Source organism: Streptomyces sp. LARHCF249 (genome assembly GCF_052871255.1).
This window is the reverse complement of record NZ_JBIXJQ010000001.1, coordinates 586,338-611,527: the sequence shown is the minus strand read 5'-3', so window position 1 is coordinate 611,527 and position 25,190 is coordinate 586,338. Positions and strand designations below refer to the sequence as shown.

The 25,190-nt window shown below is 73.3% G+C and carries 26 protein-coding genes; 12 read left to right on the top strand and 14 right to left on the bottom strand.

Annotation, left to right across the window (positions count from 1 at the left end; translation table 11 throughout):
- Positions 1–25: 25 nt before the first annotated feature.
- Positions 26–2,305, bottom strand: coding sequence for a serine hydrolase (locus ACIPUC_RS03030; RefSeq protein WP_446586422.1), 2,280 nt, complete (start codon positions 2,303–2,305; stop codon positions 26–28).
- Positions 2,306–2,637: 332 nt separating this feature from the next.
- On the opposite strand from ACIPUC_RS03030, the gene ACIPUC_RS03025 reads away from it, so the two are divergent.
- Positions 2,638–3,348, top strand: coding sequence for a lysophospholipid acyltransferase family protein (locus ACIPUC_RS03025; RefSeq protein WP_446586421.1), 711 nt, complete (start codon positions 2,638–2,640; stop codon positions 3,346–3,348).
- Here ACIPUC_RS03025 and ACIPUC_RS03020 read toward each other — a convergent pair.
- Complete coding sequence (locus ACIPUC_RS03020) at positions 3,284–4,033, bottom strand: hypothetical protein (protein ID WP_446586420.1); 750 nt, start codon at positions 4,031–4,033, stop codon at positions 3,284–3,286. The genes ACIPUC_RS03025 and ACIPUC_RS03020 overlap by 65 nt on opposite strands.
- A 238-nt stretch (positions 4,034–4,271) precedes the next feature.
- On the opposite strand from ACIPUC_RS03020, the gene ACIPUC_RS03015 reads away from it, so the two are divergent.
- Entirely contained in the window at positions 4,272–4,712 is a 441-nt protein-coding gene (locus ACIPUC_RS03015; protein ID WP_446586419.1) for a YciI family protein, read from the top strand.
- Between the two features lie 71 nt (positions 4,713–4,783).
- On the top strand, positions 4,784–4,963 hold the full coding sequence (locus ACIPUC_RS03010) for a hypothetical protein (RefSeq protein ID WP_446586418.1): 180 nt from the start codon (positions 4,784–4,786) through the stop codon (positions 4,961–4,963).
- A 66-nt stretch (positions 4,964–5,029) separates the two neighbouring features.
- Here ACIPUC_RS03010 and ACIPUC_RS03005 read toward each other — a convergent pair whose 3' ends face one another.
- Positions 5,030–6,493, bottom strand: coding sequence for an AMP-binding protein (locus ACIPUC_RS03005; protein WP_446586417.1), 1,464 nt, complete (start codon positions 6,491–6,493; stop codon positions 5,030–5,032).
- 150 nt (positions 6,494–6,643) lie between these two features.
- On the opposite strand from ACIPUC_RS03005, the gene ACIPUC_RS03000 reads away from it, so the two are divergent.
- Positions 6,644–7,054: a rodlin gene (locus ACIPUC_RS03000; protein ID WP_446586416.1), complete on the top strand. Its 411-nt coding sequence runs from the start codon at positions 6,644–6,646 to the stop codon at positions 7,052–7,054.
- 198 nt (positions 7,055–7,252) lie between these two features.
- Here ACIPUC_RS03000 and cynS read toward each other — a convergent pair whose 3' ends face one another.
- The gene (gene cynS, locus ACIPUC_RS02995) at positions 7,253–7,723 is read right to left on the bottom strand and encodes a cyanase (protein WP_446586415.1); all 471 of its coding nucleotides are present in this window, start codon (positions 7,721–7,723) and stop codon (positions 7,253–7,255) included.
- A 55-nt stretch (positions 7,724–7,778) separates the two neighbouring features.
- Positions 7,779–8,372, bottom strand: coding sequence for a carbonic anhydrase (locus ACIPUC_RS02990; protein ID WP_446586414.1), 594 nt, complete (start codon positions 8,370–8,372; stop codon positions 7,779–7,781).
- 124 nt (positions 8,373–8,496) lie between these two features.
- Between ACIPUC_RS02990 and cynR the strand changes: the two genes are divergently transcribed.
- Both cynR and ACIPUC_RS02980 read left to right on the top strand, forming a co-directional pair.
- Positions 8,497–9,402: a transcriptional regulator CynR gene (gene cynR, locus ACIPUC_RS02985; RefSeq protein ID WP_446586413.1), complete on the top strand. Its 906-nt coding sequence runs from the start codon at positions 8,497–8,499 to the stop codon at positions 9,400–9,402.
- Positions 9,403–9,464: 62 nt separating this feature from the next.
- Complete coding sequence (locus tag ACIPUC_RS02980; RefSeq protein WP_446586412.1) at positions 9,465–9,764, top strand: hypothetical protein; 300 nt, start codon at positions 9,465–9,467, stop codon at positions 9,762–9,764.
- A 53-nt stretch (positions 9,765–9,817) separates the two neighbouring features.
- Here ACIPUC_RS02980 and ACIPUC_RS02975 read toward each other — a convergent pair whose 3' ends face one another.
- Both ACIPUC_RS02975 and ACIPUC_RS02970 read right to left on the bottom strand, forming a co-directional pair.
- Entirely contained in the window at positions 9,818–11,095 is a 1,278-nt protein-coding gene (locus ACIPUC_RS02975) for a hypothetical protein (RefSeq protein ID WP_446586411.1), read from the bottom strand.
- Positions 11,096–11,249: 154 nt separating this feature from the next.
- Positions 11,250–11,753, bottom strand: a complete 504-nt coding sequence (locus tag ACIPUC_RS02970) for a hypothetical protein (RefSeq protein ID WP_446586410.1) — start codon at positions 11,751–11,753, stop codon at positions 11,250–11,252.
- 299 nt (positions 11,754–12,052) lie between these two features.
- On the opposite strand from ACIPUC_RS02970, the gene ACIPUC_RS02965 reads away from it, so the two are divergent.
- From ACIPUC_RS02965 to ACIPUC_RS02945, 5 genes are all read left to right on the top strand, one after another.
- Positions 12,053–13,381 (top strand): ABC transporter substrate-binding protein, encoded by a 1,329-nt coding sequence (locus ACIPUC_RS02965; protein WP_446586409.1) that lies wholly within the window; start codon positions 12,053–12,055, stop codon positions 13,379–13,381.
- 216 nt (positions 13,382–13,597) lie between these two features.
- On the top strand, positions 13,598–14,413 hold the full coding sequence (locus tag ACIPUC_RS02960; protein WP_446586770.1) for a carbohydrate ABC transporter permease: 816 nt from the start codon (positions 13,598–13,600) through the stop codon (positions 14,411–14,413).
- The gene (locus tag ACIPUC_RS02955; RefSeq protein WP_446586408.1) at positions 14,410–15,342 is read left to right on the top strand and encodes a carbohydrate ABC transporter permease; all 933 of its coding nucleotides are present in this window, start codon (positions 14,410–14,412) and stop codon (positions 15,340–15,342) included. The genes ACIPUC_RS02960 and ACIPUC_RS02955 overlap by 4 nt, the downstream gene beginning before the upstream one ends.
- 74 nt (positions 15,343–15,416) lie before the next feature.
- Positions 15,417–16,394: a hydroxyacid dehydrogenase gene (locus tag ACIPUC_RS02950; protein WP_446586769.1), complete on the top strand. Its 978-nt coding sequence runs from the start codon at positions 15,417–15,419 to the stop codon at positions 16,392–16,394.
- Between the two features lie 40 nt (positions 16,395–16,434).
- Complete coding sequence (locus ACIPUC_RS02945) at positions 16,435–19,317, top strand: glycoside hydrolase family 2 TIM barrel-domain containing protein (RefSeq protein WP_446586407.1); 2,883 nt, start codon at positions 16,435–16,437, stop codon at positions 19,315–19,317.
- Positions 19,318–19,340: 23 nt separating this feature from the next.
- Here ACIPUC_RS02945 and ACIPUC_RS02940 read toward each other — a convergent pair whose 3' ends face one another.
- The gene (locus ACIPUC_RS02940; RefSeq protein ID WP_446586406.1) at positions 19,341–19,556 is read right to left on the bottom strand and encodes an antitoxin MazE7; all 216 of its coding nucleotides are present in this window, start codon (positions 19,554–19,556) and stop codon (positions 19,341–19,343) included.
- Between the two features lie 119 nt (positions 19,557–19,675).
- Between ACIPUC_RS02940 and ACIPUC_RS02935 the strand changes: the two genes are divergently transcribed.
- A complete protein-coding gene (locus tag ACIPUC_RS02935; RefSeq protein WP_446586405.1) occupies positions 19,676–20,056 on the top strand; it encodes a PRC-barrel domain-containing protein in 381 nt (126 codons plus the stop codon).
- Positions 20,057–20,074: 18 nt separating this feature from the next.
- On the opposite strand, the gene ACIPUC_RS02930 is transcribed toward ACIPUC_RS02935, so the two are convergent.
- The 6 genes from ACIPUC_RS02930 to ACIPUC_RS02905 all read right to left on the bottom strand — a co-directional run bounded on the left by ACIPUC_RS02930 (position 20,075) and on the right by ACIPUC_RS02905 (position 25,168).
- Positions 20,075–20,812, bottom strand: a complete 738-nt coding sequence (locus tag ACIPUC_RS02930) for a tyrosine-protein phosphatase (RefSeq protein WP_446586404.1) — start codon at positions 20,810–20,812, stop codon at positions 20,075–20,077.
- Positions 20,813–20,846: 34 nt separating this feature from the next.
- The gene (locus ACIPUC_RS02925; protein ID WP_446586403.1) at positions 20,847–22,049 is read right to left on the bottom strand and encodes a mannosyltransferase family protein; all 1,203 of its coding nucleotides are present in this window, start codon (positions 22,047–22,049) and stop codon (positions 20,847–20,849) included.
- An 86-nt stretch (positions 22,050–22,135) separates the two neighbouring features.
- On the bottom strand, positions 22,136–22,492 hold the full coding sequence (locus ACIPUC_RS02920) for a hypothetical protein (RefSeq protein ID WP_446586402.1): 357 nt from the start codon (positions 22,490–22,492) through the stop codon (positions 22,136–22,138).
- A complete protein-coding gene (locus ACIPUC_RS02915; RefSeq protein WP_446586401.1) occupies positions 22,485–23,021 on the bottom strand; it encodes a SigE family RNA polymerase sigma factor in 537 nt (178 codons plus the stop codon). Before ACIPUC_RS02915 ends, ACIPUC_RS02920 begins: the two co-directional genes overlap by 8 nt.
- A gap of 192 nt (positions 23,022–23,213) precedes the next feature.
- On the bottom strand, positions 23,214–23,597 hold the full coding sequence (locus tag ACIPUC_RS02910; RefSeq protein WP_446586768.1) for a VOC family protein: 384 nt from the start codon (positions 23,595–23,597) through the stop codon (positions 23,214–23,216).
- Positions 23,598–23,608: 11 nt separating this feature from the next.
- Complete coding sequence (locus ACIPUC_RS02905; RefSeq protein WP_446586400.1) at positions 23,609–25,168, bottom strand: ankyrin repeat domain-containing protein; 1,560 nt, start codon at positions 25,166–25,168, stop codon at positions 23,609–23,611.
- Positions 25,169–25,190: the final 22 nt, after the last annotated feature.

Genomic DNA, 25,190 nt, shown 5'->3' with positions numbered 1-25,190 from the left:
GGCCGTTCCGGTATCCGGCTGCGGCTCAGCCGAGGCGGGTGAGCCTGGTCCCGAAGGAGGGCTCGGCGAGCTCGCCGCCGACCGCCACCGGCACGCTCTTGGCCCCCTCGCCCTCGCCCGCCGTCAGTACGGCGACCTCGGTGCCGGCCTTGGCGGTGTGCGGCAGCTTCGGGGCGCCGGCCGCGAGGGTGAGCCTCAACTGCTGGCCCGGGACGCCGATCACGTTGAGGTCCTTGGCGGCCACCAGCGGCGTACGGCCGCCGAGCCCGTCGTCGACGTACCCGACGGTGTCGCCCTTGCGGACGACCGGGGCCGACGCGAGTGCCGCCCGTACCGCCTCGATGATCTTCTTGCTGTTCGCCTTCACCAGCTTCAGGCTGTTCCTCGCGTCCGGGTCCGGGCCGTCCACGCGCTGGTCCATCAGCGTGCCGAGGATCAGCGGGGTCTCGTCGCCGACCGACTTGTACGCCGCCCACATCAGGGTGCCGCCGGCGGGCGTGCTGGAGCCGGTCTTGATGCCCCTGATGCTCAGGCCCTGGGCGGTGGTGAGCAGGTCGTTGTTGTTGAGGAGCGGCTCGGGCAGCCCCTTGATCGTGGCGCTGGGCAGGGCGACGATCGCGCGGAACGCCTCGTCCTTCATGACGGCCTGGGCGAGCTTCAGCTGGTCGGCGGCGGTGCTGACGGTGCCCGCGTCCAGGCCGCTGGGGTCGGTGTACGTCGTGTTCGTCATGCCGAGTTCCCTGGCGGCGGCGTTCATCTTCTCGACGAACGCGGCCTCGGAGTCGCTGCCCGTGTCCCAGCGGGCCAGCAGGCGGGCGACGTTGTTGGCCGAGGGGATCATCAGCATCTTGAGCATGTCCTGCTGGCTGAACTCGGTCCCGGCGGTGAGCCCCGCGATGCGGGACTCGTCCTCGGCGGTGCCGTCCGCCACGGCCTTCGCGTCGACCTTGATCGCGGGGCCGGGGTCGGTCTTCTTCAGCGGGTGGTTCTTGAGGATGACGTAGGCGGTCATCACCTTGGCGACGCTGGCGATCGGGACGGGCTTCTGCTCGCCGAAGGTGCCGATGTCGCCGGAGCCGGCGATGCGGACGGCGCCCTGGCCCTTGGCGGGCCAGGGGATGGAGAACTGCCCGTCGACGGTGTGGCCGGTCTCGGCCGCGACGAGCTTCGGGGCGGGCAGCGGGCGCAGCAGCTGGACGCCGGCGAACCCGCCGGCGAGGAGCAGCAGGACCGGGGTCCAGATCGTGACGCGGCGCAGGGTCCTGCGGCGCGGGGTCTGCGGCGGGGGAGCGGGGTTGGTCAGCTCGGCGAGCAGCTCGAGCGGAGCCGGGGCCGCCGCCGCGGGGGGTGGGGTGACCGCGGGTGCGGGGGATCGGGCCGGGCCGGGCCGGGGCTCGGCTGCCGGTGCCGGGGTGTCCAGGGGCTTGAGCGCGACGAACTTGCTCGTCCGCTCGGAGTCGCTCTCGGCCGCCCGCGCCCAGGAGGGCACCCGCCGAGGCTCACCGGCTCCCGCCGGCTCCTCGGCCTCGACCGCATCGGTATCGGCGTCCCCCGACCCCGCACCTCCGACCTCGGCGCCGGCGGGCACGGTGGCGTCGGCCGGTGCCCCGGTCTCGGTCTCGGCCTTGGTCGCAGCCTCGACTTCGCCGTCAGGCTCGACCGCGGCCCCGTCGGCTACCGGGGCGTCGGCCGGTACTTCGGCCCCGGCGTCGGGGCTTGCCTCGGTCTCGGCCCCGGCTTCGGCCCCGGCTTCGGCTTCGGCTTCGGCTTCAGGGGCGGCCTTCGCGTCCGCTCCGGCCTCGGCTCGGACGTCAGGCTCGACCGCGGCTTCGGCTTCCGGCTCGGCCGACGCCCGTGCTGGGGACTCGGCCTGGGGCTTGCTCTCCGTCGCGAACTCAGGCTCGCCCCCGGCCGCCTCGGGCTCGCCCTTGGCCACCTCGGGCTCGGCCCCTGCCTCAGGTCCGACCTCGGCTTCGGGCTCGGCCTCGACCTCTGCCTCCACGCCGGCCTCGGCCCGAGACGCAGGCTCCGCCTCCGCCTCCGCCTCGACCTCGGCCTGGGGCGCCGCCTCTGCTTCGGCCTTGCCCCCGGCCAGAGGCGCGGCCTCCGCCTTCGCCGTGGGCTCGGCCTCAGGCTCCGGTTCAGCCTCAGGCTCCGGCTCCGGCTCGGCTTCCGACTGGGCCTCGGGCTCGGCGGGCGGCGGGGTCGGGGCCGGTATGGCCGGGCCGGGGCCCGGTGTCGGGGCCTTCGTCTGCTCGGCCTCCGGATTGTCGGGGGTATCGCCCGCCACGGTTGTCGCCTTCATCCCAGCCCCGCCTTGCCCCTCGTACCCGGCTCCCGCCGGTCGTGCCAACACGTCCGGCGCGGCCCTCCATGGAGCCGCGCCGGTTGGCTAGATGTCCGGGGTGGCCGCTGCGTTCCCGCAGGCCCAAGCTGTGACCGTTTGGTCATATTCCCCGCCGTGTTGACGAGGGGTACGCCTCCGGTTCGGACACTCGGAAAACGCAAGAACTCGACTTCGCATAGGGGTCGCGCCGCCCACGCCCGGTGAGTACGGCTACTCATGACCGTGCCGGCGGAGCCGCCGACGATGGAACCGAACACCACCACCACCGCGCCATCCGAACGGGGCCGTCCATGCTCAGCCGATTCGCCGCCGCCGTCGTACCCGCCTTCGGAACGCTGACGGTCACCGCCGACCCCGGGGCGCGGCCCGCCGGGGGCAGCATCCTCGTCGCCAACCACACCTCCCTCGCCGATCCCGCGGTCGTGGTCGCCGCGCTCCGCCGGTACGGGATCGAGCCGGTCATCCTGGCCACCGGCGGCCTGTGGCGGGTGCCGCTGCTCGGGGCCGCGCTGCGGCGCGAAGGGCACATCGCCGTCCACCGCGGCACACACCGCGCAGCCGACTCCCTCGACGCCGCGGCCGTCGCCCTCGCCGCGGGCCGCAGCGTGCTGCTCTACGGGGAAGGCGGGCTGCCCGGCCGCCGCGACGCGGGGGAGTCCGCACCGGGTCCGTTCCGCAGCGGCCTGGCCCGGCTCGCCGCCGCCACGGGCGCCCCGGTCGTACCCGTGGGCCAGGCCGGCGCGCGCCGGCTGTGCTCGGGCAGCCGGGCCAAGCAGCTCGCCGGAGCCCTGACCGCACCCCTGCGCAGGCCCGGCCTGCACGTGCACATCGGCTCGCCGCTCCACCTCCCCGACCGGGTCCCCGAGGCGACGGAGCAGGCCCGCCGGGCGGTCACGGCCGCTTGGCGCACCGCGGCGCTCTTCCTGGGCGAGCCCGTCAGCGGGTGGCGTGCGCCAGAAGCACCTGGGCCGCGGCCTCGCGGTCGGCGTCCGTGTCGATGAAGGACACCATCAGGGGACTGCTGCCCGTCGGCCCGCCGGCGGTCGCCCGCAGCCGGTAGCGCTCCACGCGCACGCCCTCGCGGGCGAGCGCACCTCCGCCGGTGAACATCGACTCGGGCATGCGGTCGTTGGCGACGCGCAGCGCCGCCGCGCGCCAGGTGCCCGAGGCCGCGTCGAAGCGTTCCAGGACGAAGCCCGGTCCGGTGCCCGGCTGGTCACCCGGTTCGCCCACGAGAGCCTCCATCTGGAAGGCGACCAGCAGATGCCGGTACTCGGCGGAGTTCCCGTTCCGCAGGGTGACGGTGAACTCCTGTGCGGCGCCGCCGCGTACGAGGGCGAGCCCGCCGCCCCGGGTGTCGACCGCGGCCCGCAGCCGGGTCGGGGCCGCCGGCGGCGGCGTGGCCCGCGTCGTGGCAGGGGCCGGGACCGGCTGTGCGGACGGGGACGCCGGGACCGATGAGGAGACGGAGACGGAGGGTGAGCCGGAGGGAGAGGCGGAGGTGGTGCCCGCCGTGGCCGACGCGTCCGCCGACGCCGAAGCGGGGGCGGACCCGGAGAGGGACGCGGCCGCCGGGGTCCCGCCGTCCTCGTCCCCGCACCCGGTGAGGCCGGTGAGGCTCGCCAGCAGCACGGCGGCCGCGGCCGCGGCGGTGAGGGCCCTGCGGCGTTCGGCGGATGCGGGCATGGGAATCGGTTCTCCTCCAGGTCAGCTGAGGCAGGAACCTAACAAGCACGCGCCGCGCCGACGAGGCCGGTCAGGCATCGGGGCGGCGACGGTTCGGTCACGCCGCCGCCCGCCGCCCGCCGCCCGCCGCCCACGCCGGTGGAGCGGGCGGCGGGCGGCGGTGACCAGGTCGCGCCGCCCCCGCCGATGTGTCGGAATGGGAGTGACCGCTGCCGGCGGGCGGAAGGAGTGCCACCCCATGAAGTACATGCTGATGGTCCTGGGCAAGCAGGCCGACTACGAAGCCATGGCGGGCAAGGCGAGCGGTGACAGCCCGGCCTGGTCGGCAGCCGACCTCAAGGCGATGTTCGACCACATGGGAGCACTCAACGACGAGCTGGCCGCGTCGGGCGAGTGGGTCGACGGCCAGGGCCTCGCCGAACCCCGCCAGGCCCGCCTGGTGACCGCCGGGGCGGACGGCACACCGCACGTGTCCGACGTGCCGTACGGGGAATCCAGCGCGGTCATCGCCGGGTACTGGATCGTCGACGTCCCCGATTTCGCCCGGGCCGCCGAGATCGCCGCGCGCGCCTACGCCTGTCCGATGCCCGAGGGCGCGCCGAACTATCCCGTCGTCGTCCACCCGGTGGGCGAGGCCCCGGACCCGGAGCCGGGGAAGGCGGCGGACGCCGGGTCCTGATCTCGGACGTCCGCCGTCCGCATCCCGGACGGCGGTCACCGTTGTCAGTGGCACCGCCTACTCTTGATCATGTGAGCCCGACCCCTGACAACCCGGCCCCCGAACGTCCCCTCGCCGAGATCAACGCCGACATCCGCGGCCTCTTCGCCCGCGCCGAAGGCCGCCTGTCCGACGCCGAGCGCGTCCGGCACGCCATGCTCCTCGCGGAGTGGGCCGCGGCGATACGCGCCTCGGTGGTGCCCGCCGCGTAGCCGCGGACGAGCGGGGCCCGTGAGCAGCCCGCGCAGCCTCCGGTTCCGGACCTGCGCCGCCGCGTCCTAGGAACCGCCCGCCGCGAGGTCCCGCAGCCGGCGCTTGTCCGGCTTGCCCCGCGCGGTCAGCGGGATCGCGCGCTCCCAGAAGACCGTGGTCGGCCGGTGCGCCGGGGACAGCTCCCGTTCCACCAGGTCACAGGCCTCGCCCGCGATCGTGTCGCCGGGCGCGCACCCCGGCGCCGGTACCAGGAAGGCGCACACCTCCTCGCCGGTGAGGTCGCTGTGCCGGCCTACCACCACCGCCTCGGCCACGGCGGGATGCCGGGCGAGCGCGGCCTCCACCGGCACGCAGTAGACGTTGTCCCCGTCCACCATCACCACGTCCTTGACGCGGTCGTCGAGGTACAGGTAGCCGTCCTCGCCGAAGTGCCCGAGGTCCCCGGTCCGCAGCCAGCCGTCGCGCAGCGCCGACGCCGTCAGATCGGGCCGGCCCCAGTACCCGGCCATCATCGCCCCCGACCGCATCCAGACCTCCCCCGTGCTTCCGGCGCGCACCGAGGTGCCGTCCTCGTCGCGGACCTCGACCTCCACCCCGGCCACGGGCCGCCCGACGGACGCCAGCAGTTCCGGCCGGCCGGCCACCGCCGCGGCGTGGTCCGCGGGCGTGAGGCGGCAGATCACCGCGGCCTCGTTCATGCCGTAGCCCTGCTGCCACCGTCCGCCCCATCGGGTCACCGCCTCCCGCAGCCGGGCGGGGAGGACGGGCGAATCCCCGTACGACACCGCCTCCAGCCCGGGTACACCCGCGGCGGTCACGGGATCGTCGAGCAGCCGGTACACCATCGAGGTCGTCAGGTACGTCGACACCCGCCCCAGCCGCCGGCAGGCGGCGGCGAACTCCCCGGGCGTGAACGGGTCGAGGACCTCCACCCGCCCCCCGGCCCGCAGCTGCTCCAGGGACCGCCCCCCGGAGCGCTGCGCCAGCGAGGTGACCGACAGGTAGACGGGATCCGCCCAGTCCGCCGCCCGTACGGTGTTGCGCGCGGCCATCGCCCCGAAGGTGGAGGCCACCCCCTTGGGCAGTCCCGTCGTGCCGCCCGTGTACGTCACCCGGGCCACGTCCTCCTCCCGCGCGCGTACCTCCATCGGCGCCGGGTCTCGGCCGGCGGCGGCACGCAGCACCTCCTCCAGTCCCAGCCGGGGCGTGCCCGTGTCGGGCACGGGGGTGTCGTGCAGCACCAGGTCGGGCCGGCAGTCGCGCAGGATGAACTCCAGCCCGTACAGCGCCGGTCCGGCGATGACCTGGGTCAGCCGTGCCCCGAGCACGTGCGCGGCCAGCCGCACCAGCAGGACCTCGGGCCGGTTGTGGCCCGCCACACAGGCCAGCCCCGATCCGCGCCCGACCCCCGCCTCCACGAGCACCCCGGCCAGCCGACAGGTGTCCGCCAGGACGTCCGCGTACGACATGACGGCGGGCCCGACACCGATGGCGGGCCGGTCCGCGTACCGCTCCAACGCGCTTGTCAATTCCGTGACATACCGTGCGGCCACCCTGCTCAAACCTGCCTCTCCGGCCCCTTCAGGGGGCTGATCGGGTGAACTCGCGCAACCTGCGGTGAGGCCGAACGTTGATCAAGGCGCTCACCACCGTGCACTCGTGCAAGAGAAGGACCAATAATGATCAAGAAGATTATGACCGCCGCCGCTGTCACCGCCGCTGCGGTCGGCGCGGGCGCCGCTGCCGCGGCCCCGGCCATGGCCATCGGCAACGACAACGGGATCAACACCGTCAACGGCAACGGCGCCCACCAGATCTACGGCAACCAGAAGACCCACGGCGACCTGAGCCCGCAGCTCGGCCTGGTCCAGGGCACCCTGAACAAGCCCTGCATCGGCCTGCCGGCGAAGGTCAACGCCCAGTCGATCCTTGCCTTCGTCAACGTCGGCGTCCAGGACATCAACGTCCTGTCCAACCCGATGAACCAGCAGTGCACCGAGAACTCCACCCAGGCCAAGGGTGACGAGCCGCTCTCGCACATCCTCAGCAACATCCCGATCCTGTCGGGCAACCTTTCGGCCGGCAGCTGACGCCGTCCCCCATGCGAGCCGGGGCCTCCGACGCCCGCGCGAGTGCCCAAGGGGCCCCGGCTTGTTCCACCCGGATCCGCTGATCCGGCACTGCCGCAGGCGTGCGGCGGCCGCAAGGCCGCCGGGACGGGCACCGGTCCTCACGTCACAGAGCCTCTCGCCCGACCGGCGAGAGGCTCTCTGACGTGAGGAGCCCCGTCAGAAGGGCTTCGTCGGCAGGTACTTGCCGTCCAGGGTGATGACGGCGCGCTCCCCGCCCTCGGGATCGGCGACCTTGCGGACGTCCAGCCTGAAGTTGATCGCGCTGATGATGCCGTCCCCGAACTGCTCGTGGACCAGGGCCTTCAGGGTGGTTCCGTACACCTGGAGCATCTCGTGGAACCGGTAGACCGTCGGGTCGGTCGGGACGCTGCCGGGGACCGATCCGCGGGTCGGGATGGTCTGCAGGAGCAGGACCGCCTCCTCGTCCAGGTCCAGCAGCCCGGCGACCGACCGCGCCGCGGCCTCGGGCAGCGGGTGCTGGCCGAGCAGGGCCGCGGTGACGAACGCGACCGACAGACCGGTGGAGTCCGCGAGCTGCTGCCAGGAGAGGTCCTTGCGGGTCTTCGCCTCGACGGCGGCGACGGCGAGGGCCTGGCGGGCGGTGGGGTCGAACTGGGCGTGCGGCATGGGGGTGTCCTTCCGGAAACGGGTGGAGGGGAGGGGGGCAGGGGGGTGGAGGGGCTCAGACGGCCGCGGCGGCCGTGGAGCCGGTCACCTCGGCGATCCCGCCGGTGGGGATGTCGTAGACCCAGCCCCGCAGGGTGAGCCTCCCGGCGGCCGTGGCGCGGGCGACCGAGGGATGGGTGGCCAGGTTCGCCAGCTGGGCGCGTACGTTCTCGCGGACCAGCGCGGCCACGCGGCCGGGCCCGGTGCCCGCCGTCCTGGCGAGCGAGGCGTCCGCGTGCCGCAGCCAGCCCGCGACCGAGGCGGCGCCACTCAGGTCGGTGCCCTCGGCCAGGGCGGTCATCGCCCCGCAGGCGGAGTGCCCGCACACCACGACGCCGGTGACACCGAGGACGGCCACGGCGTACTCGATGCTCGCCGTCACCCCGTCCGGGCCGGGCGCGTAGGCCGGGACCAGATTTCCGGCCGTGCGGATGACGAACAGCTCGCCCGGCTCGCTCTGGGTGATGAGCTCCGGCACCACGCGGGCGTCCGAGCAGCCGATGAACAAGGTGGCCGGCCGGTGCGCCTCGGCCAGGTCCGCGAAGAGGCGCGCCTTGCCCGGAAACACCTCGTGCTGGAAGCGTGCGACGCCATCGGAAAGGTCGTGCATGGTCACTCCCTCAGGTGGGATGCGCCCCGTGGGGCTTGACGTGTTCCACCATGCATGACCTGCATCTATTGTGTCCAAGACGCAATATCCATCCCACCTATCGATGCCATCTACAGTTCCTGGCATGGGCCTGGAACTGCGTCACCTGCGCTACCTGATCGCCGTCGCCGAACACGGCAGCTTCACCCGCGCCGCCGAGGAGCTGCGGATCTCCCAGCCCACCCTGTCCCAGCAGATCAGGCAACTCGAACGGACCGTGGGAGTGCAGCTGTTGGACCGCACCGGCCGCGCCGTACGGCTGACCGACGCCGGCGCCACCTACGCGCACTACGCGCGCGGCGCGCTACGGGACCTGGCGGCCGCCGAGCGGGCCGTCACGGACCTGGCCGACCTCTCGCGCGGACACCTGCGCCTCGCGCTGACCCCCACCTTCACCGCGTACCTCGTCGGCCCGCTCACCGCGGAGCTCCACACGGCCCACCCCGGCATCACCCTCGAGGTCCGTGAGATGCCCCAGGACCGCATCGAGTCCGGTCTGCTCGCCGACGAGCACGACCTCGGCCTCGCCTTCCACGGGCCGCACCTGCCGGGCATCGCCGCGGCCCCGCTGTTCACGGAGACCCTCGGCCTGGTCACGGCCGCCGGCGCGAGCGACCCGCCCGGCGGTGAGGCACTCCCCGTACGCGACCTGGCGGAGCGCCGACTGGCCCTGCTCAGCGGGGACTTCGCCACGCGCGGTCACATCGACGCCTACCTCGCCGCCCACGGGGTGCGGCCGCACGTCGCCGTCGAGGCGAACTCCGTCCAGGCCCTGATCGAGATCGTCCGGCGCACGCCGCTGGCCACCGTCCTGCCCGACGCCGTGACCCACGACCATCCGCACCTGCGGCCCGTCCCGCTCGAGCCCGCCCTCCCGCCCCGCACGGTCACGCTGCTGCGCCGGCAGAGCGCGTACGAGAGCGCGGCTGCCCGCGCCTTCACCGGACTCGTCCGGCGCCTGGTGCGGGCCCGCGGCTACCGTCCCGCGTAGCGCCCTGCCGCGGGCCGGGCGCTGACCGTGCGCTCGGGGGTGCCCGGCGCTAGCGTCGGGACATGAGCACCGAGCCGCAGCGCTTCGAGATCCTGTTGGTACCCGAGCACGTCAAGAACCGGAGCGGCGCGCCCCAGGCGGACCACCCCCTGCGATCGGCGGTCGTCGAGGCGACCGGCAAGACGGGCGCCTCCGGTTACCCGCGCTATGTGGGGGAGGGAATGGAGGCGGACATCGACCCGGCCACCCGGACGGTCGAGGCCGTACTCGTGGACGGCGCGGAGCTGGACCCCGGAATGACGGCGCTGATCGCCCCCGAGACGGGGAAGGGCGGCAGGGGGCCGACCGGACGGCGGCGGTAGGGCCCGCCGGCGCAGGGGGCGCTCCCCGCCGTCCGGGCCCCGCGGCAGCCGTCTCAGGAGCCGTCGGCGAACACCGCGTAGACATCGCGCCGGCCCGCGTACTCGCTCAGGTTCCAGATCACGGACTCGCGGTAGGCCCAGTCGGTGGTCGTGCCGCTGTGGAAGCTGAGGTCCTCGCTGCCGACACCCAGGCGGACGACGGTGGAGGGAACGTCGGTGCCCGAAGCGACCGTCTTCAGGTAGCCGTTGGAGGACGGGCCGTTGCTCTGCGACAAGTAGTGCTTGCTCTGGCGCGAGACCACGCCCTGGATCTTGCCCTGCTTGACCGTGACGGCCTCAGTGGCCGTGGTGGAGGCGAGCTTGCGGGTCGTGTAGTCGAGCGGCCAGCGGACGACCTTGGGGAGGTCCACCTTCGTGCCGTTGCCGTTCCAGCCGGTCCCCGAGTAGTCCACCACGGGGCTGGTGAGGCTGGTCGCGTACTCGCTCACGGTGAGGCTGTCCGGGCTGGAGGCGCGGTCGAGGCCGATCGCCGAGAAGCGCAGCAGCGTGCCGGTGTTGTCGTAGGCGCCGCACTGCGGAAGGACGAAACGGTAGTCGTAGGCGTGGTAACTGCCGTCGGCCTGCCGCCCGCAGGCGTCCGGGAGGCCGGTGCTGACCTCGAAGATGCTGTCCATGTCGAAGACCCGCAGGCCCTTGTACGTGTCCACGACGTACAGCCGGTTGCCGTACCACATGATGCCGCCGGCGTGCTTGCGGACCGGTTCGTAGGTGAAGGTGCCGCCGGCCCCGCGGACCGGCTCCACCAGCAGAACGTGCCGGTAGACGGGGGCGGAGGCCGAGGTGTGGTCGACGAAGCTGACGCGGATGCCCTTGTCGAGGTCGAAGTCCTCGACGCCGTTGTTGTCGGGGTCGGTCTCGAAGTACCAGGAGACCAGGACCACTCGCTTGCCGCCCGCGGGCCACAGACCGGCGCCGAGCGCGTCCGCGCTGGTGGTGACGCCCTGCGGGATCCACTCGACCGCGTCCTGGTCGCCCGTGTTCCAGGTGAAGCCGTGCGAGAAGCCGCCGATGCCCGCGGGGGCCGAGGAGAGGCGGGTCGCCTCGCGGTTGGCGACGGCCAGTACGTCGGATATCTGCGCGCGGGGCAGTCTCTGTGCCAGGCCCGCGAGGTGGTCCGCGAACGGACCGGACGCGTTGGAGGTCCGCTCGGCGAGGGTGAACTGGCCGGGGGTGATGGTGGCCGCCTCGGCCGTGGCGGGGACGAGGGCGGCGCCGGCCGCGGTGACGAACGGCGCGGCGGCCATTCCCTTGATGATCGTCCTGCGTGACATGCTCGTGGGGCGTGAATCTAGATCTTCGGAATGCGCCCGTGCAATCGCCAACGACCGGTCTCGGCAGGGGAGCTGAGGGCAGTTCATCGCGGGCTGCGGGCCCGGCCCCCTCCGGCGCGTGCGCGGACGGGGCCGGGCCGGCGCGGGCCGGTGCTCAGTGGAACAGCATGGAGGCGTCCCCGGCCGCGGTGGAGACCGAGCCCGGACAGAGGAAGCTGCCCGAGGTCTTGGTGGCCGTGAACGGCCGGTTCGTGTACTTGCGGGTGGTCCCGCTCCGGTCCCACACGAGATTCGTCGCCTTGTACCGGCAGGAGATGAAGCTCTGCTGGCCCGTGATGTCGATGGCGTCCGTCTTCGCCACCGCGCCGGCGTCGTCGAAGGTGAAGGCGGGGTTGTTGTTGAGGGTGGCGGTGATGCTGCCGTTGCACGTGAGGTTGCCGCCGGGCTTGTTGATCGTGGTGCGGTCGACGGTGAGGGCGCTCGGCGGGACGGCGCTGGTGCTCGCGTTGGTCCAGGTGCAGGTGCTGCCGGCGACCACGATGACCCCGTCCACCTTCTGGTCGACCGCGGGCCCCGCCGCGGTCGCCGCCGAGGTGCCGACGACGGTTGCCGCGATCGCCAGTGCGGCGAGTCCTGTGAGCGTGGGGATGTGCCTCATGTCGCTCCTCCTTGCCACGTCCTTGTGGGGGTGATGCGAGGGCCCGGAGGCCTCGCGGGAGTGCGTCACGGAGAGTGGCACAGGGACCTTGAATTGTCAGGTGCAGCTCAATGACTGGCTGGAAGCCGCCCCTGGCACCTCCGTGTGAACGTATTGAGCATCTCGATCGATAACGCACGGAAGACGCCCGTCTATTCGATTGTTATGTGCGTTCACCCTTGACGGCGATCGGTTTCGGACAAACGATGGTGCCCGTTCACCCCACCCCGTCCGTACGAGGCCCCCGTAGGAGCCGTGCCATGTCGCGCACTTCACGTTCGTTCCGCATCGCCGCCGCCACCGCCTCCCTCGCCGCCCTGGGACTTCTGGCCACCGCCTGCGGCGATGGCAACGGCGACGGTTCCGACAAGGCCGCGGGCGGCGGGACCGCCGCCCAGCCGGTGGAGATCACGTACTGGTCCTGGATGCCGGGCACGAAGCAGACGGCCGAGGCCTTCAACGCGAGCCACGACACCATCAAGGTCAAGTTCGCCGAGGTGCCCGCCGGCCTGGCCGGCGGCTACGACAAGCTCGCCGCGGCCGTCAAGGCGGGCAACGGCCCGGACGTCATGAACATCGAGTACCAGGCCGTCCCCGACCTCGTCACCCAGGGGCTGCTCGCCGACTCCTCCAAGCTCCTCGGACCCACCGTCAAGAAGCAGCCCGAGCAGGTCCAGGCCCTCGTCACCCTCGGCGGCAAGCAGTGGGCCGCGCCCTTCGACGTGGCGCCGCAGATGCTCTACTACCGCAAGGACCTCTTCGAGCAGCACAAGATCGCCGTCCCCAAGACCTGGGCGGAGTTCAGAACGGCCGCCGAAGAGATCAAGAAGGCCGACCCCGGGGCGCGCATCACCTCTTTCTGGGGCGACGAGTCGGCGACCTGGGCGGGCCTGGCCCAACAGGCCGGTGCCAAGTGGTACGGAACCGAGGGCGACGCCTGGAAGGTGAACATCAACGACGCCGCCACCAAGAAGGTCGCCGCCTACTGGGGCGACCTGGTCAAGAACGACCTGGTCTTCAACCACAAGGCGTGGAGCCCCGAGTCGACCAAGGCGGCCTCCGAGAACAAGGTGTACACCCGCCTCGGCGCCTCCTGGAGCGCGGGCAGCCTGAAGACCGAGCAGGCCAAACAGGAGGGCAAGTGGGCCTCCGTCGCCCTCCCCGGCTGGGGTGACGGCAAGATCGGCATGGTGGGCGGCTCCTCGTTCGCCGTCATCAAGGACAGCAAGAAGGCCGAGGCCGCCGCCGAGTTCATCAAGTGGGCCACCACGAGCCCCGAGGCCGTCAAGGCCCGGCTGAGCCTGGGCACCTCCAGCGCCATGCCAGCCGACGAGACGCTCCGCGAGACGGCGAAGGCCTCCTTCGACACCACGTTCTACGGCGGCCAGGACATCTACGCCACCGCCTCCGCGCAGGTCCCGAACATCGCCACCGGCTGGGTCTGGAGCCCGGTCCACAACGCGACCTCGGTCGAGCTCGTCGCCGCCCTGGCCAAGGCCCAGGACGGCGACTTCGCCTCCGCCTTCGACACGGCGCAGGCCACGGCCGAGAAACTGATCAACGACCGCGGTCTGAAGCTCGCCAGGTAAGGGGGCTGCCGGGTCCGGTGCGCCCACCGCGCCGCCGGGCCCCGGCCCCTCTTCGCACCCCCCGTCCCCCGCCCGTCCTTCCCCGGCCCCGGAGGTGCCCCGGTGGCAGCACCACTCGCCCCCAGCAGCACGCGGCGCTCAGGCCGCAGCCGGCGCGGTCAACGCACCGCCGCCGCCCTGCTCATCGGACCGTTCGTCCTGCTCTTCCTCGCCGTCATGGTCGTGCCCATCGGGTACGCGGCCTACCTGAGCCTCTTCCGCGAGCAGTCCTCCGGCCTCGGCTTCGGCGGCACGCGGACCCTCTTCAGCGGTGTCGACAACTACGTCCGGGCGCTGACCGCCCCCGCCCTGCAGAAGGGCTTCCTGCACATCGCGGCGTACTGCGCCGTCTACATCCCCGTCATGATCGGCGGAGCCCTGGCCCTCGCCCTGCTCATCGACTCGTCCCTGGCCCGCGCCAAGCGGTTCTTCCAGCTCGCCGCGTTCCTGCCGCACGCGGTGCCCGGCCTGATCGCCGCGATCATCTGGGTGTTCCTCTACACCCCGGGCCTCAGCCCCATCCACCAGTTCCTCGACCGGGCCGGCGCCCGAGTGGACTTCTTCGGCGACGACGCCATCCTCTTCTCGATGGCCAACGCCACCGCCTGGCAGTGGATCGGCTACAACATGGTGATCTTCTACGCGGCCCTGCAGGCGATCCCCCGCGAAACGCTGGAGGCCGCGACCGTCGACGGCTCCGGCGCCATCCGCACCGCCCTGTCCGTCAAACTCCCCATGATCCGCTCCTCGGTGGTCCTCACCACCCTCTTCACCTGCATCGGCGCCATCCAGCTGTTCACCGAGCCGGAGACCTTCCGCTACGACGCCACCGGCCTGTCACCCGAGTGGTCGCCGACGATGTTCATCTACCAGGCCGCCTTCTCCAAGCACGACTACGGCATCGCCGCCGCGGCCTCGCTCATCCTGGCCCTGCTCGGCGCCCTGCTGTCCTTTGCCGTCACCAGGCTCGGAAACCGGTGGAAGGAAGCATGAGCACCCTCACCGCGGACAAGACCACGCACCCCGCGCCCGACGGCACCCCGCGCCGCCGCCACCCGCACCCGCCCCGCCGCCCGCGCGCCGGCGGCCGGATCCTCGCCTCGAAAGCCGCGGTCAACGGCCTCCTCGCCCTGACCGCCCTCTACACCCTGATGCCGCTCACCTGGCTGCTGTTCGCCGCGACCAAGAACAACGCGGACCTCTTCGGCAAGCCCGGCTTCACCCTCGGCGACTTCAACCTGTTCGCCAACCTCGGCGACCTCTTCACGTACCACGACGGCATCTTCGGACGCTGGCTGCTCAACAGCTTCGTCTACTCGGTCCTCGGGTCGCTCGCCTCGACCCTGCTGAGCCTCGCTGCCGGCTACGCCTTCGACACGTACGACTTCCGCGGCAAGGAGAAGCTGTACGGCTTCATCCTCCTCGGCCTGCTCGTCCCCGCCACCGTCATCTCCCTGCCCATGTACCTGCTCGCCTCCAAGGCGGGCATCGTCAACAGCTACTGGGCCATCCTGATCCCCGGCCTCGTCAGCCCCTTCGGCGTCTACCTCTCCCGGATCTTCTCCGAGGGCTACGTCCCCGGCGAGACACTGGAGGCCGCCCGCATGGACGGCGCCGGCGAACTGCGCATCTTCGGCTCCGTCGCCCTGCCGATGCTCGCGCCCGCCTTCGTCACCGTCTTCCTCTTCTCCTTCACCGGCAGCTGGAACAGCTTCTTCCTCCCGCTGGTCATGCTCAACGACCACGAGCTCTACCCGGTGGGCCTCGGCCTGTTCAACTGGAACGCCACCCTGACCCAGTACCCCGAGCAGTACGCCCTGCTCATCACCGGCTCCCTGGTCTCCGTCCTGCCGCTCGCCGTGGCCTTCCTCTGCCTCCAGCGCTTCTGGCGCTCGGGCCTGACCGCGGGCGCGGTGAAGTGACCGTGACCACCACCGCACCCCTCCGCGAACAGGGGCACCCGGCCGCGGCCGGACCCCCGCGCACCCTGCTGGCCATGGGCGCCACCATCCACCGCACCCTCCTCGAAGCGGCCGCGCTCGAGCGGCTGCCCCGCATCGCCGACACCGACACCGCGCTGCTCGTCACCGACTACCGGGCCGCCGACCCCCAGCTGCTCGCCCGCACCGAGGTCCTGTTCACCCACTGGGGCTCCCCGCTCCTCGACGCGGACGCGCTGCGCCGGCTGCCCGCGCTCAAGGCCGTCGTCCACGCCGCCGGATCCGTCAAGCACCACATCACCCCGGCCGTCTGGGAGCGGGGCATCACCGTCTCCTCCGCCGCCGACGCCAACGCCCGGCCCGTCGCCGAGTTCACCCTCGCCGCCATCCTGTTCGCGAACAAGCGGGTCCTGGAGAGCGCCCGCCGCTACCGCCGCGAGCAGGCCGCGTACGAACTCCTGCCCTGGTTCACCGGACACGGCAACTACCGGCGCACCGTGGGCATCGTCGGAGCCTCCCGCATCGGCCGCCGCGTCATCGAGCTGCTGCGCCCCTTCGACCTCGACGTGCTGCTGTACGACCCGTACGTGGACCCCGCCGAGGCCGCGGCCCTCGGCGTGTCCCCGCTCCCGCTGGACGAACTCGTCCAGCGCAGCGACGTGGTCTCCATCCACGCACCCGAACTCCCCGAGACCCGCCACATGTTCGACGCGGACCTGCTGGCACGGCTCGCCGACGGGGCCACCCTCGTCAACACCGCGCGCGGCTCCCTCGTCGACACCGACGCCCTCGTCGCCGAACTGCGGACCGGCCGCATCCACGCCGTCATCGACGTCACCGACCCCGAAGAGCCCCCGGCGGGCTCGCCCCTCTACACCCTGCCCAACGTGCTCCTCACCCCGCACATCGCGGGCTCCCTCGGCAACGAGCTGACCCGTATGGCGCACTGGGCGATCGACGAGGTGGAACGCTACGCACAGGGCCGGCCCTTCGCCCACGGCGTCGGCCCGGACGAGCTGCCGCGTTCGGCGTGACCCCGTGCGGCACGACACCCCGTAGGAGAACGGCCAGCCCATGACCAGCACCCCCCACACCGCGTACGTCGACGACCGGGCCCCCGGCAGCGGCCGGCTCGCACCCCGGGCGGCCCTCCGCTCCAACGCCCCGAGCCTCGACCTCGACGGGCCCTGGCGCTTCCGGCTCGCCGCCGGACTCCACGACCTCACCGGCGGGTTCCAAGCCCCCGGCTTCGACGACCAGGCCTGGGCCGAGCTGCCCGTACCGTCCTGCTGGCAGCTGCACGGCTTCGGCGCACCCGCGTACACCAACGTCACCTACCCCTTTCCGGTCGACCCGCCCCACGTCCCCGACGAGAACCCGACGGGCGAGTACCGGCGCGCCTTCACCCTCCCCGAGCCCTGGCCCGCCGACCGCACCGTGCTGCGCTTCGAGGGCGTCGACTCGTGCTTCGCGGTCTGGCTCAACGGGCATCGGCTCGGCGACGGCAAGGGCAGCCGGCTGCCCACCGAGTTCGACGCCACCGCCGCCCTGCGCCCGGGCCGCAACCTCCTCGCCGTCCGCGTGCACCAATGGTCCGCGGGCAGCTACCTCGAGGACCAGGACATGTGGTGGCTGTCCGGCATCTTCCGGCCGGTACGCCTCCTCGCCCGGCCCGCGCACCGCCTCGACGACGTCTTCGTGCACGCCGGCTACGAGCACACCACCGGCCGGGGCACCCTGCGCGTGGAGACATCGGGAGCCGCCGCCCGCCTGCACGTCCCGGCACTCGGCCTGCACGACGCCGACCCCGCCGGGCCGCACGCCTTCCCCGCCGTCCTCCCCTGGACCGCCGAACAGCCGCACCTCTACGACGGCGAACTCGTCACCGCGGACGAACGCGTGCGGATCCGCATCGGCTTCCGCACCGTGGCCGCCCTGGACGGGCGACTGCTCGTCAACGGCCGCCCCCTGCTGCTGCGCGGGGTCAACCGCCACGAATGGGACCCGGACAGCGGCCGCACCCTCCCGTACGCGACCGTGCGCGACGACGTCCTGCTGATGAAACGGCACAACATCAACGCCGTCCGCACCAGCCACTACCCGCCCGACAGCGCCTTCCTGGACCTGTGCGACGAACTCGGCCTCTGGGTCGTCGACGAATGCGACCTGGAGACGCACGGGTTCGAGCAGGTCGGCTGGCGCGCCAACCCCAGCGACGACCCGCGCTGGCAGGAGGCGTACCTCGACCGGATGAGCCGCACGGTCGAACGGGACAAGAACCACCCGTGCGTCATCCTGTGGTCCCTCGGCAACGAGAGCGGCACCGGCCGGAACCTCGCCGCCACGGCCGCGTGGACACGGCGCCGCGACCCCTCCCGGCTCCTGCACTACGAGGGCGACCAGGACAGCGGCTCCGTGGACGTCTACAGCCGGATGTACGCCGACCACGCCGAGACCGAACTCATCGGCCGCGGCGAGGAGCCGGCCACCACCGATCCGGCGCTCGACGCACACCGCCGCGCCCTGCCCTTCATCCTCTGCGAGTACGCGCACGCCATGGGCAACGGACCCGGCGGACTGACCGAGTACCAGCGGCTCTTCGAGCGGTACCCGCGCCTCGCGGGCGGCTTCGTCTGGGAGTGGATCGACCACGGCATCGCCCGAAGGACCGCGGACGGCAGCACCCACCACGCGTACGGCGGCGACTTCGGGGAGCCCGTCCACGACGGCAACTTCGTCGCCGACGGGCTCCTCTTCCCCGACCGCACGCCCTCGCCGGGCCTGATCGAGTACAAGAAGGTCATCGAGCCCGTCGCCATCGACCCGGACCCTGACGGGGAGAGCATCCTGATCCGCAACGGGCACGACTTCCGCGACACCGCGCACCTCGGCTTCGAGTGGCGGGCCGAGGACGAGGGCGAACTCCTCGCGCAGGGCCCGCTGGCGGTCCCCGTACTGCGGCCCGGCGAGCACATCCTGCTGCCGTGGCCCGCGCTGCCGCCCGCGAAGGGTGCCGAACGCACCTTCACGGTCACCGCCCGCCTCGCCCGGGACGAGCCCTGGGCCCGGGCGGGCCACGAGATCGCCTGGGGCCAGGCGGTGGCGGCCCCCGCGCCGCCGCCGGAGCGACGGCGCGCGCCCCTGTCGCGGCAGGGCGCCGAGATCCTGCTCGGGCCAGGCCGGTTCGACGCGGCCACCGGGAGCCTCAGCGCCGTCGGCGGGCTGCCGCTCGACCCGCCCGTACTCGACCTGTGGCGCGCGCCCACCGACAACGACCGGCTCGGCGGCCGGGAGGCCGACGGCTGGCAGGCCCTCGGACTGCACCGGCTCACCGCCCGGGTGACCGGGCTGGACGCCTCCGGCGACGCCCTGACCGTGACCACCCGGGTGGCGCCCGCGGGCACGGACGCCGCGATGCGCACCACCTGCCGCTGGACCGCGGACGGCTCCACCCTGTGGCTCGACCTCACCGTCGTACCGGAAGGGGACTGGCCCGGTCCGCTGCCGCGCATCGGGCTGCGCACGGCCCTGCCCGGCTGGATCGACACCGTGGACTGGTACGGGCGCGGTCCGGGCGAGGCCTACCGCGACTCGGCGGCCGCGGCCCGCCTGGGACGCCACCGCCACACGGTCGACGCGTTGCACACCCCGTACGTGCGCCCGCAGGAGAACGGCAACCGGCACCAGGTCCGCTGGGCGCGGCTGACGGGCGCGGGCGGCGGGCTGCTGGTGACCGGGGAACCCTGGTACGACCTCACCGCCCGCCGCTGGACCTCGGCCGACCTCGCCGCGGCCCGGCACACCACCGACCTCACGGCAGGCGGCCGCGTCCACGTCCACCTCGACGCCGCACACCACGGCATCGGCACGGCCTCCTGCGGCCCGGGCCCGCTGCCGGAGCACGAGCTGCACGCGCGGCGGACGACGCTGCGGCTCGGCTTCGCGCCGCTTGCCTGAGTCGGCCTAGTGCCGTGACCGCACTAGACGGCGAAGTCGCGGGCGAAGCCCTCGCGGAATCCGGGCCGGGCCACCGCCCCCTCGAAGGCGCGGGCGGCGCGGGCGAGGGCGGCCTCGTTCTCCTGGGCGGCGGCGAGTTCGGCCAGGTAGGCGCGCAGGCTCAGTCCACGGGCCGCGGCGAGCGCGGCGAGGCGGTCGTGGACTTCGGTGTCGACCTCGACTGTGGTGGTGTCAGCCATGGTCCGAGTATGCGCCGTCCGCGACGCCGACGGGGGTGGTTACGGCTGGGCCCACCGGGCAGTCGAACTGGTGTGGCGGGAAGGCCCCGCCGTCCGCCCCACCGGAGGAGCTGTTTCGCGTGACGGAGCATGTGTGGAGTTTCCGTTCGACGTCGGGCCACCTGGCCGGCACCGACCTGACGGGCTACACGGTCGAGGCGGCCGACGGCCGCATCGGAAAGGTCGACCAGCACAACGACGAGGCCGGCGACGCCTATCTGGTGGTCGACACCGGCCCGTGGATCTTCGGCAAGGAGGTCCTCGTACCGGCGGGCGCGGTGACCCGCGTCGACCCGGACAGCCGGACCGTGTACGTGGACGGAACCAAGGAACAGATCAAGGCCGCCCCGGAGTTCCACCGGGAGCACCACCTCGGCGACCCGGGCTACCGCGACGTGCTGGTCACGTACTGGGGCTTCGCGGGCCCGTTCGGCGGCCCCTTCGGCGGCAACCGCGTCTAGCGCGGTCACCGGTGGACGTCACCGGTGGGCGGGTTCGAGCAGGTTCTCCCGGAGGGCGGCGACGAGGGTGTCGTCCGCGCCCAGCAGGTCTGCCGCGTAAGCCCGTACGGACCCGTGCTCGCGGGTCAGGGCCGCGAGGAACAGGCGCATCACCTCGGCGGGCGCCTGCCCGTACCCCGGCCAGGCGGGCTCCAGGCCGGGGTGGTCCGCCCGCCAGTCCGCGAGCAGCCGGCCGGTCGCGAGGCCGGTGAGGGCGAAGTCCTCGACGACGACCTCCTCGGAAACCCCCAGCAGGTCCAGGACCAGCGCCGCCAGCAGACCGGTGCGGTCCTTGCCGGACGCGCAGTGGAAGGCCACCGGGCCCTCCTGGCCGGCGATCACCTCCAGGGCCCGGCGCAGTTCGCCGACGCCGTCGTGGGCGACTTCCATGTACCGCTCGGCGAGGTAGGGGCCGGTCTCGACGTCCGGGCCGAGGGCCGCCTGGTCGTAGGGGCGGTGCTCGATGCTGAGGTGGTGGTAGGCGAGCGACGGGTGCTCGGGCACCCGCCCCTTCGCGTCGATCTCCCAGGAGTACCGCAGATCGATGACCGCCTCGACACCGAGCTCCAGGAAGCGGTCCCAGTCGCCGCCCCGCAGCTTGCCCAGGGAGTCGGACCGGAACAGCCTGCCCCACCGCACCGTACGGCCGTCCGCGGTCGGATAGCCGCCCAGGTCACGGAAGTTGTGCAGTCGGTCGAAAGTTATGTGTCTGTCCACGGGCAGGACTCTATGCCGAAACGGGTCGGCGATTTCAGCCCGCCCACCGACCGGTGAGGAAGGTGATGGCGACCGTGGTGGCCAGCGGGGCCGCGACGCACAGGTACCCGGTCAGCACCCGGGGGCGGCGCAGGCTCCAGGAGGCCAGGCCGGTCCAGAGCGGCCACCACAGCAGGGTCGAACGGGGCACCGACGTGTACCAGTAGGAGGTGCCCAGCGCCCACAGGGTGAGGCCGATGTAGAGGGCCTCGGGCCAGCGGCGGCCCCGTACGAGCACCATCAGGAGGACCACCCCGGCCGGCATGGCCAGCAGCTCGGCCTGCCACATCAGGGCGTATCCGGTGGGGTGGAGGTGGTGGAACGCGGCGTCCCAGGTGTGGGACCAGGCGTCCCACGGCGCGTGGAAATCCCGGTACCAGCCGCGTTCCTGGGCGTGCTTCCAGGCCATCCAGTCCCCGGTGCGCGCCTCCAGGTACCAGCTGTACAGCGCGGGGGAGAGGGCCGGCAGGCACAGCCAGGGAGCCGCGCGCCAGTCCCGGCGGCCCCGGGCGGTCAGCACGAAGAGCAGGACGAGCGCGGCCAGGAGGAACAGCCCGGTGACACGTACCGAGCAGGCGAGGCAGGCCAGGATCGCGGCCGCAGGCCAGTTCCGGCGCTGTGCGGCCAGCCAGGCGGGCAGGGCCAGGGCCAGGAACAGCGCCTCGGTGTATCCGGCGGCGAGGAAAACGGCGCACGGCGACAGCAGGAAGAACAGCACCGTACGCCGCCCCGCGTCCGGGTCGGGCAGCCGGTGGCGGGCGATGCGCGCCAGCGCCAGGACGGCGACGCCGCCCGCGACGAACGAGATCAGCGCTCCGGCCGCGGCCCAGTGCGGGACCACCGCGTGCACGGCGCGCAGGGCGAGGGGGAAGCCGGGGAGGAAGGCCTCCCGGTTGTCCCAGCCGGCCGTCCAGGGACCGGTCTGGCCGGGGAAGTAGCCGTCCCTGGCTATGTGGAGGTAGTGCCACCAGTCCCACTGCTGCCACGGCGACAGGAACGCGGCGGGCTTCCGGGCCCGGCCGTCGGCGGGGAACAGCCAGCGGACGGCTCCCGCCGTGGTCCACAGGCCGACGCGGGTCAGCAGGTAGAGCCACAGCACCTCGCGGTCCGCAGGGTCGGGGCGCCACGCGAACACCGGGCGGCGCACGGCGGTCCCGCGGGGGACCTCGACGGCCCGGGGCGGGGCGGAAACGGACATGGAGGGATCTCCTGCTCGGCTGAAGGCGTGCGGAACCGCCGGCCGTGGTTCCGGGCCGGTGTCCGCTGCGCGGGGAGGGGGAGGGGCTACTGGGGCGGGCTCGTGGTCGCGAGGGCGGAGCTCTCCGGGCCCGCGGTCGTGGCGGGCGGGGCGGGAGGCGAGGTCGGCGTGCCCGCCGAGGTGGGTGCGGGGGCCGGCGGCGCGGGAGTGGGAGTGGTCGCCGGGAGGGCGGGGCCCGGGCCCTGCGGCAGCAGCGTGGCCAGGGCGGCACCGGTTCCGCCGAGGACCAGGACGCAGGCGGCCGCGAGGGAGGCGATCCGGCGCCGCCGGGCCCGCTCCCCGCGCCGGGCGATGTCGGAGACCGGCGGGAGCCCGGCCCCGGACTGCCGCGCGGAGGCCGCTTCCCGGAACAGGGAGCGCAGCGGATCCTGGGAGTCATGCATCGGGCGCCTCCTCAATGCGGGGGTCCTGCAGATGGCGGGAGAGGGTGGCCCGGCCCCGGGACAGGTGGGTCTTGACCGTGCTCGCGGACAGGGAGGTCTCGGCGGCGATCTGCTCGACCGTCAGATCGCACACGTAGTGCAGCGCCATCGTCCGGCGCTGCTTGAGGGGCAGCTGCGCCAGAGCCTGGACGAGGGCCACCGCCTCCGGCCCCGGTCCCTCCACTTGGCCCGCGGGAGCGGTGCGCTGCCAGGCCTCGGCGCTGCGGCGGCGCACGCGCCACCGGCTCACCGCGAGCCGCCACGCGACGGTGCGGATCCACGCCTCCGGCCGGCCGTCCCGGTCCAGCTGACGCCGTCTGCCCCAGCCTCTGACGAAGGCCTCCTGCACCACGTCCTGCGCCTCATGGTGATCGCCGAGCATGACGTACAACTGGCCTGTCAGCCGTCCCGCCGCCTGCGCGTAGAACTGTTCGAACTCCTCGACGGTCAAAAATCGCTCCCGAATCCAGGTGACCCTCTCACCGGGCATACGCCCCCCGCACCGCATCCGGTCGACACGCGGCAGCCGGAAATCGTGTGAGTGCCGTCACAGGGGGCGCCCCCGGCGCCAGAATGCGCAGGTCCAGCGCGGGGCGAGGGCGAGGGCGAGGGCGAGCGGCGTGCGGGCAGGGGCGGGCGCCCCGGCTGCTCGCGGAGCTGGAAGAGCCCGGTGGCGGGCGGCTCAGGCCGATTCGGTCAGAACGGACAGCACGTTGCCCGCCGGGTCCTTGAACCAGGCGATCGACGGCATGCCCTCACCCTGCTCCCTGACGATGCCCTTGGCGTCGTGGTCGAAGCCCGGATAGCGCTCGAAGGCCACCCCGAGGGCCGTGAGCTCGTCGACGCTCTTTTCGATGTCCGCCACCGGGAAGTTCAGGACGGTGTACTCCGCCGGCCGGTGGTTGTCCTTGGGGTACACCAGCACGGTGCCGCCGCCCCCGAGGCGCAGGAAGAGCATGCCGTTCTCCTCGGAGACCGGCAGGCCGAGCGTCCCGCCGTAGAACTCCTTGGCCTTCGCGAGGTCGTCCACGGAGAACCCGCTGAACGCCTTGGTGTCCTGGAACATGATCACTCCCGTCACCGGACCGGCCCCCTTCCATCTTCCTCCCCGTGGCCTCGGCCCGCCTCGGGGTCGAGACGGTCCAGCACCTCCCTGAGGGAGTGGCCGGTCTCGGGGTCACGGACGCCGGGGTCCAGTCCGGCGGCCAGCAGGGCGGCGACCCCCGGGGCGTCGCCGTGCCGCGCGCGGTCGAAGACCTCCCGCCGGAGCGGTCGCAGGGCGCGCGGCAGCCGCCCCCGCCCCGAGGCCCACGCGCGCTGTACGGCGAAGCAGCCGGAGACGGCGCCGCCGAAGGCCAGCAGGGCCCGCTCGCGCTGCTGCTCCGCCGCACTGTGCGGTACGCGCAGCTCCCCGTCTCGGAAGCCGACCAGGTGCCACTCGCCCCCGCACCGGACCCGCACCGGTTCCAGCACGGCGGGCGGGCCGGGCGGCCCGAGGGCGGGGCCCGACGCCGGGAACAGGGCGGCCGCGACCAGCGGATGGAGCTCCTCCGGCGCGAGGCGCCCCGTGCGGACCAGCTGGAGGTCGGGCAGGCGCCGCCACACCGTGCCCGGGATCGTGGGCACTCCGGAGCTCGCGTACGGCGCGCCGACGTGGGCGCGGAGGGCGGCGTGCGCGCCCCGGCCGGCCGGTTCGAGCAGGACGTCGCCGTGGTACGCGCCCGGTATCCGGAACCGGGCGGCGTCCCCCGCCGCGACCTGGCGCCGTACTTCCCGGACGATCCGGGGCAGGTCCAGCGGAAGCTGCGCGAAGAGGGCCTCCGGATGCGCCGGTCCCCAGCCGGAGGAGCGCGCCAGGGTGGTCAGGTCGATGTCCACCCCCGCGGCCGCGAAGGCGCCCACCACGTCCCCGCGCGCCTGGAGGACGGCGATCCACTCCTCCCGCGCGGCCGGATCGGTGGAACCGGGGTCGGTGTCGGGCAGCTCCTGCGGTCCCAGCGGAGTGCCGTCCGCGCGGAAGAAGGGGAGCCGCCCCGCACCGCCCCCGCACCAGGGGCGGAGCTCCGGGGCGTGCCGGGCGTCCCAGAAGTGGCGGGCCGCGGTCCAGTCCTCCACGAGGTAGTCGCGCTTCAGCTCGGGGTCGTCGGCGGCCATGAGGTCCAGGGCCAGCCGCTGCGGAGCGTCCCACCCGGGGGTGCGGGCCACCAGGTACGAGGCCCGCGCCCCCGCCCGGGAGCCCCGCCCGCGTCCGCCGTAGCGGGCGAGGAGGACGATCCGGTTCCCCACCAGCATCGAGCCGGCCGCGAGCGCCCGGGGCAGGTGCCAGCGCAGCAGGTCGGGTGCCAGGTGCGCGAGGTCGGCCTCGGCCGCGTCCCGTACGGCGGTACCGTGCCGGGCCCCGAGCCAGGCCCCGATCCGCCCTCCGGTTCCCGTCCACGTCCCGGTCACGGCGCCGGTCCGCGCCGGGTCGAGGGCGATGTCCACGGCCGCGACCGCGCACGCCGCGCGCCAGTCCCCGGCCAGCCGGGCCTCGGTCGCGCCCTCGATCATCCAGCGCGGCACGGCGTGGCGCCGCACCCGGTGCCACACGGCGACCTCATCGACGGGGAGCCCGCCCACCAGCGGTCTTCTGCTCACAAGTCGTCACCCTTCGAGGCGG